This is a genomic window from Kitasatospora sp. NPDC007106, from assembly GCF_040634455.1.
Lineage (GTDB): Bacteria > Actinomycetota > Actinomycetes > Streptomycetales > Streptomycetaceae > Kitasatospora > Kitasatospora arboriphila.
Genome location: NZ_JBEYFP010000135.1, coordinates 1 through 12,337, shown reverse-complemented (window position 1 = coordinate 12,337; position 12,337 = coordinate 1). Strand labels below are relative to the sequence as shown.

Below are 12,337 nucleotides of genomic sequence, written 5' to 3'. Positions count from 1 at the left end.
GCATCGCGTGGACGTCCGAGTTCCACCTGCGGCGGATGTTCTCCGCGCTCGCCGGGATCCCGCTGTCGGAGTACGTCCGGCGCCGGCGGCTCACCTGGCCTCCGAGCGGCCGCTGATCGTCGCCGGCGGCGGCATCATCAACGCCGACGCCTCCGACCTGCTCGTCGAGTTCGCCGAACTCACCGGCGTCCCGGTGGTCCCGACCCTGATGGGCTGGGGCACCCTCCCGGACGACCACGCGCTGAACGCCGGCATGGTCGGCCTGCAGACCTCGCACCGCTACGGCAACGCGACCTTCCTGGAGTCCGACTTCGTCCTCGGCATCGGCAACCGCTGGGCCAACCGCCACACCGGCAACCTCGACGTCTACACCAAGGGCCGCACCTTCGTGCACGTCGACGTCGAGCCCACCCAGATCGGCCGGATCTTCGCCCCCGACTACGGCATCGCCTCCGACGCCCGCGCCGCCCTGGAGCTCTTCGTCGAGGTCGCCAAGGAGCGCAGCGCCGACGGCACCCTCAAGGACCGCAGCGCCTGGGCCGCCTCCGCGCAGGAGCGCAAGGCGACCCTGCTGCGCCGCACCCACTTCGACGACGTGCCGCTCAAGCCGCAGCGCGTCTACGAGGAGATGAACCGCGCCTTCGGCCCGGAGACCCGGTACGTCACCACCATCGGCCTCTCGCAGATCGCCGGCGCGCAGATGCTGCACGTCTACAAGCCGCGGCACTGGATCAACTGCGGCCAGGCCGGTCCGCTCGGCTGGACGATCCCGGCCGCGCTGGGCGTCGCCACCGCCGACCCGGAGACCCCCGTCGTCGCGCTCTCCGGCGACTACGACTTCCAGTTCATGATCGAGGAGCTGGCGGTCGGCGCCCAGCACCGGATCCCCTACGTCCACGTCCTGGTGAACAATTCGTACCTGGGCCTGATCCGCCAGGCGCAGCGGAACTTCGACATCGACTTCCAGGTCAAGCTGGAGTTCGAGAACCTCAACTCCCCGGAGCTGGGCGTCTACGGCGTCGATCACGTCAAGGTCGCCGAGGGCCTCGGCTGCAAGGCGATCCGGGTCACCGAGCCGGACCAGCTGCTGCCCGCCTTCGAGGAGGCGAAGAAGCTCGCCGCCGAGTTCCGCGTCCCGGTCGTCGTCGAGGCGATCCTGGAGCGGGTCACCAACATCGCGATGAGCGGAACCGACATCGCCAGCGTGGTCGAGTTCGAGGAACTCGCCACCGAGCCCGGCCACGCCCCGACCGCCGTCCGCCCCCTCGCCGTCTGACCCGGCCGGACCCCCCGATCCACCCGCATCACCCTCCGGGACCGCCCGGGCGATCCGATCGCCCGGGCGGTCCTGCCGTGGGCAGGGGCCGGGAGCTGCCTTCAGAGGCGCTCGGACGGTCGGTTCAGGGGGCCCGCGCGTTCCTGAAGTGGTCACCCGAGCAGCGAGGTCAGTCGGGTGGCGAAGGCGCGGGGGTGGGTGAGGTTGCCGTTGTGGCCGCTGGGGAATTCGGCCGGGGTGGTGCCCAGGTGGTCGGCGAGGAGGGCGGCGCAGCGGCGGTCGAAGACCTGGTGCGGGGTGGTGCGTCCGACGGCCGGGACGATCCGGGTCGGGCCGTCGCGCAGGGCGTCGAGGTCGGCGGGGGCGAGGCCGCCGGCGAGGATGGTGTCGATGTCGCGGGTGAGGAAGCCGGCGAAGTTCGCCGCGCGGGCCTCGGTGATCGGTTCGGCGGTGACGTCCGGTTCGGTGTCCTGGTGGTGCGGGTCGATGCCGAGGACGGCGGTGACCCGGCGGACGGCCGCGAGCCAGCCCTCGTCCCGGTAGGTGCGGGTGACGGCGCGCAACTCGCTTTCGGTGGCGGCGCGTTCCGCGGCGGGCAGCAGTTCGGGGACGGCGGGCTCGTGGGCGATCAGCGTGTGCAGCGCCCCGGGGTGGCGCGCGGCCAGGTGGAGCCCGATCGCGGCGCCGAAGCTGCAGCCCAGCATCAGGGCGGGCCGGTCGGTCAGTGCGGTCAGCAGGCGGTGGGCGTCGTCGGCGTGGGTGGCCATCGGTACGGGGCGTGACGGGTCGTCGGGTGTGCTGCGGGAGAGGCCGCGGCGGTCGTAGGTGACGACGGTGAAGTCGTCGACGAGCCGGTCGACCAGGTCGCGGCTGCGGTCGGCGTCCCCCTCGCCGCTCTGGGCGACGAGGAGCAGCGGGCCGTTGCCGCGGACCTGGTGGTGGAGGAGGGCGCCGGGGACGGGGAGCAGGGAGGTGGTGGTCATGGCTGTCACCGTAAAGCATCAGAAGAGATGCATCAAGAGAGATGTATATATCTGCGATGCATCTGCCTGGATGTAGTCTGGGGCGGTGAACGGACTGGAACTCGTCACCCTCGGCCGCACCCTGATGAAGATCGGCGAGCAGGCCATCCCGACCGCGGGGATCGGCCCGCAGTCCACCGGCACCCGTGCCGTGCTGGTCGTCCTCGGCGACATCGTCGAACACCCGGGCAGCGCCGTCGGGGAGATCGCCGCCCGTACCGGTCTGCCGCAGAGCCAGGTCTCCGGCTGCGTCGCCCGGCTCCGCGAGGCCGGGTCGGTCGTCACGGAGGCCGACCCGGCCGACCGGCGCCGCTCCCTCGTCCGCAAGGCCGCCGAGGTCTCCGAGCGTTCGGCCCTGGCCGCCGCCGCACCCGTCGACCCGGCCGTCGCCGCCGCGCTCGGCACCGACGACCCCGCCGCACTGGCCGAGGTGCTCGCCGCCCTCGACGTCCTCGGCCGGTACCTCACCCCCGAGTCCGTCCGGCGGCTGCGGGACGCCGGTCCGGCCGGCCGGGGGTGAGGGCGGCTTCGTTCCGGGCGCGCCTCAGGACGGGTTGGCCTCAGGACGGGTTGTTCGCGTGGGTGAGGGTCTCCCAGGCGGTGAACAGGTTGTCCGTGCCGGCGGGCCGGCGCTGCTCGGTGAGCTTCTGGGTGTTGTCCATGCCGTAGCTCAGGCGGTTGTGCAGGGCGTTGAAGCCGACCTCGGTGACCGGGCCCATGTGCTGGGAGAGGCTGCCGCCGCAGAGCCAGGACGGGACGGTGGTGCCCAGTTCGTACTTGGACTGGAAGCCGAGGGCGTGCCGCAGCCGGTCGGCGACCTCCGGGTAGAGGTCCTGGCCCTGGATGCGGCTGGTCTCGGCGACGTGGGCGATCGCGGACAGGCCGTAGCCGGTGTGGGTGAGGTCGCGGCAGGTTTCCTGGGTGAGGCCGTCGACGAAGGTGGACTGGCCCTGCCAGTACTTCACGATCTCGTCCCGGGTGTCGAGGCCGCTGCCGGGCACCGTCTTCGGCAGGGCGCCGTCGGAGGCGAGGTAGATGTAGGCGGGCACCCGGTTGCGGAAGGTCGCGACCGCCTTGTCGTACACCGTGCGGTCGTTGAGGAAGACGGCGATGCCGATGGTGGCCTCCGTCATGCTCAGCTCCCAGTTGCCGTTGGAGCGTGAGCCGTTGACCACCTTCGGCAGGTAGACGTTGCGCAGCATCGCGCCGAAGCGGTCGACCTTGTCGGCAGGCCAGCCGCCGTAGGTGTAGCGGATGATCTCGGCGGCCCGCGGCCAGGTGGAGGCCGACCAGGCGCTCTGCAGCGGGGCGTTGCTGTTGGTGTGGTCCTTGACCGTGCCGGACCAGGCGTCCATGATCTGGACGGCCTTGGCGGCGTAGCGGGTGTCCCGGGTGATCGACCACTCCAGGGCGAGGGTGTACGCGGCCAGTGCGTCCTCGCGCTCGTCGGTGCAGCCGTAGTCGGGGTTGGAGTACGAGCCGCACTCGACCACCGCGCGGGGCTTGGGGGTCCGGCTCAGCGAGGCGTACTTGCTGGCGTGCATCTGGTCGTAGGCGCTCTTCCACGGCTGCGCCCCGGCCTGCACCTTGGCCCGTACGAAGTCGAGTTGGGACTTGGAGAGCAGCACGCCGGGGTGGGCGAACGCGGTGGGCGCGGCCTCGGCCGGCGCGGGGGAGGTCGCGCTGATGCCGACGGGTATCGCGCAGACGAGCGCGAGCAGCGCGGCGGTCGCGGGAAGCCGGCGGCGGCGGTGGCGGTGGCGACGGTGCATGGGTCCTCCGGTCGGTGGGGGCGACGGGAGCTGGAGTCAACTAGTCCGGCGATGGCCACGTCAAGCCAACTGGAAACTTTCCTGTCAGACATTCCGTCAACTCGTGGCACATGATCACCGGGCAATCGCTCTCCTGTGTTCATGAGTTGACAGGAATTTGGTTCAGACCAGCTTCTTGACGGTGATGAGTCATCAGGAGTTGAATCTGGACCGCCGGCCGGCAGTCGTACATCGCCCATCCGTCCCACCCACCCCCACACCGAAGGCGGATCCGATCATGGCCTGGCCCCCACCCCACCATGCCGCCCGCACGCGCCGGACGGCCGCCGCGCTGCTCTCCGGCGCCCTGGCCGCGACCGGCCTGCTGGCCGGAGCTCCCGGCGCGCACGCGGCAGGCGAAACCGTGAACGTCTGGCTCACGACCACCGACGACGCCGGCGGCCGGCACGTCACCCGCGGGCTCGCCCAGCAGGCGGCGTTCACCTTCAACTCGGGCTCCGGCAGCGGAGGTCAGCTGATCTCGGTCGACGAGTCCACCCGCTACCAGCAGTTCACCGGCGGCGGCGCCTCGTTCACCGACACCGCCGCCTGGCTGATGAACAGCAGCGGCGCCCTGAGCGCGGCCACCCGCGACGCCACCATGCGCAAGCTCTTCTCGCCGACCGAGGGCATCGGGCTGTCGTTCCTGCGCAACCCGATGGGCTCCTCCGACCTGGCCCGCTACGGCTACACCTACGACGACCAGCCCGCGGGCTCGGTCGACCCGGCGCTGAACGGCTTCACGATCGGCCACGACCTGGCCGACGTGCTGCCGCTCACCAAGCAGGCCAAGCAGCTCAACCCGGCCCTCACCACCATGGCCTCGCCGTGGACGGCGCCCGCCTGGATGAAGGACAGCGGCAACCTCAACGGCGGCTGGCTGAAGGCCGAGTACTACGGCGCCTACGCCCAGTACTTCGTGAAGTACCTGCAGGCGTACCAGGCGCAGGGCGTCCCGGTGAACTACGTGACGGTGCAGAACGAGCCCACCTGCTGCGCCGGCTACCCGTCGATGAGCTGGAACGGCTCGGGCCTGGCCTACTTCACCAAGACCAACCTGCTGCCGGCGCTGGCCGGTGCGGGCCTGCCGACCAAGGTCCTGGCCCTGGACTGGAACTGGGACCAGTACAGCGGCTACGCGGCGCCGGTGATGGACGACGCGGCGATCCGCACCCACCCCAACTTCGGCGGCATGGCCTGGCACGGCTACGGCGGCGACGTCTCGGCGCAGACCACCGTGCACAACCAGTACCCGACGGTGGACGCCTTCGACACCGAGCACTCCGGCGGCACCTGGATCGGCAACCAGCAGCAGGAGGACATGCGCAACATCATCGACTACACCCGCAACTGGGGTAGGTCGATGACCAAGTGGAGCCTCGCCGTCGACCAGGACATGGGCCCGCACTACGGCGGCTGCGGCACCTGCACCGGCCTGGTCACGGTGCACAACGGCGACTCCCGCAGCGGCCAGGTGGACTACACGGTCGAGTACTACACCATGGGCCACCTCACCAAGTTCGTGAAGCCGGGCGCCTACCGGATCGCCTCCACCGCCAACTCCGCGGTGCCGAACGTCGCCTGGCAGAACCCGGACGGCTCCAAGGCGCTCATCGCGTACAACGACAGCGGCAGCGCGCAGACCGTCCGGGTGGTCTGGGGCGGCCAGAACTTCAGCTACAGCCTGCCCGCGAAGACCTCCGCCACCTTCACCTGGGCCGGCACCCAGGGCGGGGGCGGCGGCGCGACCGGCCGGATCACCGGCCTGGGCGGCAAGTGCCTGGACGTCGCGGGCGCCAACTCCGCCAACGGCACCGCCGTGCAGCTCTACGACTGCAACGGCACCGGTGCCCAGAACTGGACGGTCGGCACCGACGGGACGGTCCGCGCCCTCGGCAAGTGCCTGGACGTGGCCTCCGGTTCGACCGCGGACGGTGCCAAGACCCAGCTGTACGACTGCAACGGGACGGGTGCCCAGCAGTGGGCGTACAACCCGTCCACGCACGACCTCGTCAATCCGGCGGCGAACAAGTGCCTGGACGTGACGGACAACAGCTCGGCCAACGGTGCGCGGATCCAGATCTGGACCTGCACCGGAGCGGCCAACCAGAAGTGGACGGCCCCGACCTCCTGACGGGCCGGTCGTCCACGGGCACGCGCCCGGTCCTGCCGCAGGGGGCAGGACCGGGCGCGTCGCCGTTGCGTCAGGCGCCGAGCTGCCAGACGGTGCCGTGCCCGGCCAGGGTCGCCACCGCCAGGACGGCGAGGTCGGCGACGCCGAGCGCGATGCCGAGCAGGGCCCGGCCGCGCCGGCCGGTGCCGCGGACCAGGGCGAGCGTGCCGAGCACGATCGCGACCGGGCCGAGCACCAGGTTGAAGAGCAGCAGCCCCGGCAGGGCCAGCAGGAAGGAGGCGACGGCCATCTGGTCGCCGTCGGCGGCGGTGCGGGTGCGGGGTGTGGCGAGCTGTTCCATGGCAGGACTCCGGTGGGAGGTCGAAAGGGTGCCGGGTTGTCAGCGGTGCCGGGCGCGGGCGATCCGCTCGCGGGCGCCGAAGGCGAGCAGCCAGAGCGCGATCGCGGCGGAGGCGGTCAGGAAGACCGGCATGGAGGTGTGGATCGCGGCCCCCGCGAGGAGGCCCATGGCGACGATGACGATCAGAAGGCTCACGGCAGGTGTCCTCTCCCCGGTCGGCGGCCGATTCGGTGTACGACTGTTCGCCGACTTCTCCATCGTACGCGCTTCGGGGCTCGCCAAAGTCGGCAAACGGTTGTTTACTGAATGATGTGAGTCACACCCCCGGGGTCCGCCAGGCCCAGAAGCAGCAGAGCCGCCGCGCCCTCCTCGACGCCGCCCTCGGCCTGCTGGAGCACCAGAACCTCAGCGGCGTCGGCGTCCGCGAGGTGACCCGGGAGGCCGGGCTCTCGCCGGCCGGGTTCTACCGGCACTTCCGCGACCTGTCCGAACTCGCCGTGGTGCTGGTCGAGGAGTCGCTCGCCAGTCTGCACGGGATGATCCGCCGGGTGCTGGCCGAGTCCGGCGACTCCGACCAACTCATCGACCGCTCGGTCGAGTTGATCGCCGACCATGTGCGCGAGCACCCGGCGCACGTCCGCTTCCTGGCGCGCGAGCGGCACGGCGGGGTGCGGGCCGTCCGCGAGGCGATCGCCGCCGAGTTCGAGCGCTTCGCCGACGAGGTGGCGGCCGGTCTCGGCGCCCAGCCGGCCTCGGAGGGCTGGTCCCGGGCGGACGTGCGGATGCTCGCCGAACTCTACGTCGAGCACATGGTGGCGACCGCCGCCGCCTTCCTGGAGGCCGGCCCGGCGGGGGAGGGGCGGATCGCCCGTACCGCCCGCACCCAGCTGCGGCTGATCACCACCGGCCGCCGCCACTGGCTCGACGGGGGCTGAGATCCCGCAGGGGCGCGGAAGGCCGTGCGGTTCCGGGGTGCCCGATCGGTGCGTTCTCCACGTCCGCCTTGCGCGGTTCCGCCCCCAGCCTTCGGCCGGGAGGTGCCCCCAGTGCCCCTGTCCGTGGTCGGCCTTCCCTGTGCCCCCGGGGCGGCCAACAGGTCGCTACTGCCAGAGGTCCTGGCCGTCGCGGCCGCTCGGATCGGCTGTCAGCAGGTCCTCGTGCAGCCCCGCCGCGGGGCGCGCGCGGTCGAGTTCCTCCAGCGTCGTGAAGACGGCCTCGTAGGCGACGGCCCGGGCGAGCAGCGTCAGGTCGTCACGGTCGGCCCCGGCGTCCAGCAGGCGGCGGGCCGCCGGCAGCCGTTCCAGGGCGCCCGGGGCGGCCCAGCCGTCGACGGCGCCGCGCCAGAGCGCCCGGAGCGGGGCGTCGCGGGCGGGCAGCGGCCGGTCGTCCTCGATCTCGTTCATCGCAGCAGGATGCCGCGTGGGCCCGGCTCCGGAGGCTCCTGAGGGGGCAGTTGTTGTAACCGGTAATTCATACAAGCATATTGACTGGACGTCATGAACACGCCAGGTTTGGAGGACCCCCACTCCGAGAGGCCCTCCCATGAAGAAGCCGCTCATCGGCGCGTCCCTGGCCCTGCTGCTCGGCGGCGCCACCGCGCTGGCCGGTGCCGCCCCCGCCGCGGCCGCCACCAAGGGCGCCGCAGCCGTCGCCGTCAACTTCGCCGGCGCCGTGGCGCTCAGCAACTGTTCCGGCTCGGTCGTCCGGCTGCCCGGCTCGGCCGCCACCGACCCCGCGCTGGTGCTCACCAACGGCCACTGCCTGGAGACCGGCATGCCCTCGCCCGGTCAGGTGATCACCAACCGCTCGTCCAGCCGCAGCTTCACCCTGCTCAACTCCTCCGGCGGCAGCCTCGGCACCCTGCGCGCGAACAAGGTCGTCTACAGCACGATGACCGACACCGACGTGACGCTCTACCAGTTGACCAGCACCTACGCCGCCATCCAGTCCCGCTACGGCATCGCCCCGCTCACCCTCTCGGCGAGCCACCCCGCGGCCGGCGCCTCGATCAAGGTGGTCTCCGGGTACTGGAAGAAGATCTACTCCTGCAGCGTGGACGGCTTCGTCTACCGGCTCAAGGAGGGCGGCTGGACCTGGAAGGACTCCGTCCGCTACACCTCCAGCTGCAACACCATCGGCGGCACGTCCGGCTCCCCGGTCGTCGACACCGCCACCGGCCAGGTCGTCGCCGTGAACAACACCGGCAACGAGGACGGCGAGCGGTGCACCGAGAACAACCCGTGCGAGGTCGACCAGAACGGCACGGTGACCGTCCGCAAGGGCATCAACTACGCCGAGGAGACCTACCTCATCCCCGCCTGCTTCGCCGCGGGCAACAAGCTCGACCTGAACCGGTCCGGCTGCGCGCTGCCCAAGCCGTAGCAGGCCGGTCCGCGCCCGCAAGGGCCCGACAGCCAACTGCCGCCCCCTCCCCGAGGGCCGTCCGCCGACCGGCGGGCGGCCCTCGCGGCGTTCCCGGGCGGGCCGGCGTAACCGGCGGCGCCGCCCTTCTCGAAGCAGTGAATCAGTGCTTCAATGCTTGGCATGGCATACCGACGCACCCCCGCCGTCCAGGCCCGGCTCGACGCCCAGCGCGCCGCCGTGCTCCAGGCGGCCGTCGCCCTGCTCGCCGAGCGCGGCTACGCGGGCTGCTCGGTCGCCGCCGTCGCCGAACGCGCCGGGATCGCCACCGGCTCCATGTACCGCCACTTCGCCGGCAAGTCCGACCTCGCCGTCGAACTCTTCCGCACGGTCGTCGGCAGGGAGGTCGCCGCCGTCACCGCGGCCGTCGAACGCGAGTCCACCCCGCAGCGCCGGGTCGCCGCCGTCGTCGAGACCTTCGCCGCCCGCGCGCTCAAGGCCCCCCGCCGCGCCTACGCCCTGCTCGCCGAACCCGCCGACCCGGTCGTCGACGCCGAACGCCTGGTCTTCCGCCGGGCCTTCCGCGACCTCATTGCCGCGCAGATCGCCGACGCCGTCGAGAGCGGCGAACTCCCGCACCAGGACGCCGAACTGACCGCCGCCGCGCTGGTGGGCGCGATCGGCGAGGCCCTCGTCGGCCCGCTCGCCGCCGGCGGCGACCCGGGCGACACCATCCCCGCACTCACCGCCTTCGCGCTGCGCGCCCTCGGCACCCCCGAGGCCGCGCCGCCGCCCCGCACCACCCGCTGAACCCGAAGCCCCGCAGAACCGTTCGAGCACCGAAACCCCGCAGACCCCCCAGACCCCCCAGACCCCCGCCCAGGAGGACGGCATGCCGACGCACGAGGTCACCAACCAGGTCCCCGACCCGTACGGCCACGACGTCGCCGCCGACCCGGCGCTGCTCGCCGCCCTGCACCGGGCCGGCGCCGGCTGGGCCGAGGACGAACTCCACGAACTCGGGCGCCTCGCCGGCTCCGAGGAGGCCGACACCTGGGGCCGCCTCGCCAACGAGAACCCGCCCGTCCTGCGCACCCACGACCGCTACGGCCACCGCGTCGACGAGGTCGAGTTCCACCCGTACTGGCACCGGCTGATGGACACCGCCGTCCGGTACGGCCTGCACGCCGCCCCCTGGGCCGACGACCGCCCCGGCGCGCACACCGCCCGCGCCGCCAAGTTCTACGTCTGGGGCCAGGTCGAGGCCGGCCACACCTGCCCGATCTCCATGACCTACGCCGCGGTGCCCGCCCTGCGCGCCACCCCCGACCTCGCCGAGCGCTACGAACCGCTGCTCTCCGCCCGGGAGTACGACTTCGGGCTGCGCGAGCCCGGTACCAAGCGCGGCCTGATCGCCGGCATGTCGATGACCGAGAAGCAGGGCGGCTCCGACGTCCGCGCCAACACCACCACCGCCGTCCCGCACACCGACGGCAGCTACCGGCTCACCGGCCACAAGTGGTTCACCTCCGCGCCCATGTCGGACGTCTTCCTCACCCTCGCCCAGGCCCCCGGCGGACTCAGCTGCTTCCTGCTGCCCCGGGTGCTGCCCGACGGCAGCCGCAACCCGATCCGCCTCCAGCGGCTCAAGGACAAGCTCGGCAACAAGTCCAACGCCTCCGCCGAGATCGAGTACGAGGGCGCCACCGGCTGGCTCGTCGGCGAGGAGGGCCGCGGCGTCCCCACCATCATCGAGATGGTCAACATGACCCGCCTCGACTGCACGATCGGCGCCGCCTCCGGCATGCGGTACGGCACCGTCCGCGCCCTCCACCACGCCACCCACCGGCGGGCGTTCGGCGCCGCCCTGGTCGACCAGCCGCTGATGCGCAACGTCCTCGCCGACCTCGTCGTCGAGTCCGAGGCCGCGACCGTCGTCGCGATGCGGCTCGCCGCCGCCACCGACGCCGCCCTCGCCGGCGACGAACAGGAGACCCTGCTGCGTCGCCTCGGCCTCGCCGTCTCCAAGTACTGGGTCTGCAAGCGCGGCCCGGCGCACGCCGCCGAGGCGCTCGAATGCCTCGGCGGCAACGGCTACGTCGAGGAGTCCGGCATGCCCCGGCTCTACCGGGAGGCCCCGCTGGTCTCCATCTGGGAGGGCTCCGGCAACGTCGCCGCCCTGGACGCGCTGCGCGCCATGGCCCGCCGCCCCGCCAGCGTCGACGCCTTCCTCGCCGAACTCGACGCCGCCGCGGGCGCCGACCGCCGCCTCGACGCCGCCACCGCCGCCCTGCGCAAGCAACTCGGCGACCTCACCGACCTCGAGTACCGCACCCGCCGGCTGGTCGAGTCGATGGCACTCGCCCTCCAGGGCTCGCTGCTCGTCCGGTACGGCGACCCGGCCGTCGCCGACGCCTTCTGCGCCTCCCGGCTCGGCGGCGACCACGGACTCGCCTTCGGCACCCTGCCCGCCGGCACCGACACCGCCGCGATCCTGGACAGGGCCGTCCGGCGGTGACCGAGACCGACGAAGTCCGCGCCTTCTGGCAGCAGTTGGGGCTGCCCGGCCTCATCGACGTGCACACCCACTTCATGCCCGAGCAGGTGCTCGACAAGGTGTGGGCGTACTTCGACGCGGTCGGGCCGCTCACCGGGCAGCCCTGGCCGATCGCCTACCGGCACGCCGAACAGCAACGCGTCGACACCCTGCGGGAGTTCGGCGTCCGCGCCTTCACCGCCATGCTCTACCCGCACAAACCGGCGATGGCCGCCTGGCTCAACGCCTGGGCCGCCGACTTCGCCGCCCGCACCCCCGACTGCCTGCACACCGCCACCTTCTACCCCGAGGACGGCGCCGCCGGGTACGTCGAAGCGGCGCTCGACCGCGGCGCCCGGGTCTTCAAGGCCCATGTGCAGGTGGGTGCGTACGACCCGGCCGACCCGAGGCTCGACGCCGTCTGGGGCCTGCTCGCCGAGAGCGGCACCCCGGTCGTCACGCACTGCGGCTCCGGCCCCGCCCCCGGCAAGCACACCGGGCCCGGACCGATCGGCGCCGTCCTCGCCCGCCACCCCCGGCTCCACCTGGTGGTCGCGCACATGGGCCTGCCCGAGTACGCCGACTTCCTCGACCTCGCCGACCGCCACCCGAACGTCCACCTCGACACCACCATGGCGTTCACCGACTTCACCGAACGCCTGGCCCCCTTCCCGCCGGGCCTGCGGCCCCGCCTCACCGACCTGCAGGACCGCATCCTGCACGGCACCGACTTCCCCAACATCCCGTACGGGTACGGGCACGCGCTGACCGCCCTGGAGCGGCTGGGCCTGGGGGAGGAGTGGCTGCGGGCGGTGTGCTGGGGGAACGCGGCGCGGTTGTTCGGGGTGGCCGGGGGC

Annotated in this window: 13 protein-coding genes; 8 read left to right on the top strand and 5 right to left on the bottom strand. The window is 72.4% G+C overall.

The features are described 5' to 3' along the window. A partial coding sequence (gcl, locus tag ABZ641_RS14450) for a glyoxylate carboligase (RefSeq protein WP_359981827.1) occupies window positions 1–1,276 on the top strand: 1,276 nt, incomplete at its 5' end. 152 nt (window positions 1,277–1,428) lie between these two features. Here the strand turns inward: gcl and ABZ641_RS14445 are convergent. Continuing rightward, window positions 1,429–2,259, bottom strand: a complete 831-nt coding sequence (locus ABZ641_RS14445) for an alpha/beta hydrolase (RefSeq protein WP_359981824.1) — start codon at window positions 2,257–2,259, stop codon at window positions 1,429–1,431. Window positions 2,260–2,344: 85 nt separating this feature from the next. Between ABZ641_RS14445 and ABZ641_RS14440 the strand changes: the two genes are divergently transcribed. After that, window positions 2,345–2,818 (top strand): helix-turn-helix domain-containing protein, encoded by a 474-nt coding sequence (locus ABZ641_RS14440; RefSeq protein WP_344622710.1) that lies wholly within the window; start codon window positions 2,345–2,347, stop codon window positions 2,816–2,818. Between the two features lie 40 nt (window positions 2,819–2,858). On the opposite strand, the gene ABZ641_RS14435 is transcribed toward ABZ641_RS14440, so the two are convergent. Beyond that, a complete protein-coding gene (locus ABZ641_RS14435; RefSeq protein WP_359981821.1) occupies window positions 2,859–4,070 on the bottom strand; it encodes an alginate lyase family protein in 1,212 nt (403 codons plus the stop codon). A gap of 277 nt (window positions 4,071–4,347) precedes the next feature. Here ABZ641_RS14435 and ABZ641_RS14430 point away from each other — a divergent pair, with 277 nt between their 5' ends. Then, window positions 4,348–6,243, top strand: a complete 1,896-nt coding sequence (locus ABZ641_RS14430) for a ricin-type beta-trefoil lectin domain protein (RefSeq protein ID WP_359981818.1) — start codon at window positions 4,348–4,350, stop codon at window positions 6,241–6,243. 70 nt (window positions 6,244–6,313) lie between these two features. Here the strand turns inward: ABZ641_RS14430 and ABZ641_RS14425 are convergent, their stop codons facing one another. Together ABZ641_RS14425 and ABZ641_RS14420 are read right to left on the bottom strand one after the other, a co-directional pair. Then, window positions 6,314–6,583 carry a DUF4190 domain-containing protein gene (locus ABZ641_RS14425; RefSeq protein WP_344622713.1) on the bottom strand — a complete coding sequence of 90 codons (270 nt, stop codon included), beginning with the start codon at window positions 6,581–6,583 and terminating at the stop codon, window positions 6,314–6,316. 39 nt (window positions 6,584–6,622) lie between these two features. Continuing rightward, complete coding sequence (locus ABZ641_RS14420; protein ID WP_359981815.1) at window positions 6,623–6,778, bottom strand: hypothetical protein; 156 nt, start codon at window positions 6,776–6,778, stop codon at window positions 6,623–6,625. A 116-nt stretch (window positions 6,779–6,894) separates the two neighbouring features. On the opposite strand from ABZ641_RS14420, the gene ABZ641_RS14415 reads away from it, so the two are divergent. Next, on the top strand, window positions 6,895–7,518 hold the full coding sequence (locus tag ABZ641_RS14415; protein WP_359981812.1) for a TetR family transcriptional regulator: 624 nt from the start codon (window positions 6,895–6,897) through the stop codon (window positions 7,516–7,518). Window positions 7,519–7,683: 165 nt separating this feature from the next. On the opposite strand, the gene ABZ641_RS14410 is transcribed toward ABZ641_RS14415, so the two are convergent. Further along, window positions 7,684–7,986, bottom strand: coding sequence for a hypothetical protein (locus ABZ641_RS14410; protein WP_359981809.1), 303 nt, complete (start codon window positions 7,984–7,986; stop codon window positions 7,684–7,686). Between the two features lie 139 nt (window positions 7,987–8,125). Here ABZ641_RS14410 and ABZ641_RS14405 point away from each other — a divergent pair, with 139 nt between their 5' ends. From ABZ641_RS14405 to ABZ641_RS14390, 4 genes are all read left to right on the top strand, one after another. After that, window positions 8,126–8,965 carry a serine protease gene (locus ABZ641_RS14405; protein WP_359981806.1) on the top strand — a complete coding sequence of 280 codons (840 nt, stop codon included), beginning with the start codon at window positions 8,126–8,128 and terminating at the stop codon, window positions 8,963–8,965. Between the two features lie 162 nt (window positions 8,966–9,127). Beyond that, complete coding sequence (locus tag ABZ641_RS14400; RefSeq protein ID WP_359981803.1) at window positions 9,128–9,754, top strand: TetR/AcrR family transcriptional regulator; 627 nt, start codon at window positions 9,128–9,130, stop codon at window positions 9,752–9,754. An 82-nt stretch (window positions 9,755–9,836) separates the two neighbouring features. After that, window positions 9,837–11,462: an acyl-CoA dehydrogenase family protein gene (locus tag ABZ641_RS14395; protein ID WP_359981801.1), complete on the top strand. Its 1,626-nt coding sequence runs from the start codon at window positions 9,837–9,839 to the stop codon at window positions 11,460–11,462. Further along, a partial coding sequence (locus ABZ641_RS14390; RefSeq protein ID WP_359981798.1) for an amidohydrolase family protein occupies window positions 11,459–12,337 on the top strand: 879 nt, incomplete at its 3' end. The genes ABZ641_RS14395 and ABZ641_RS14390, both read left to right, overlap by 4 nt.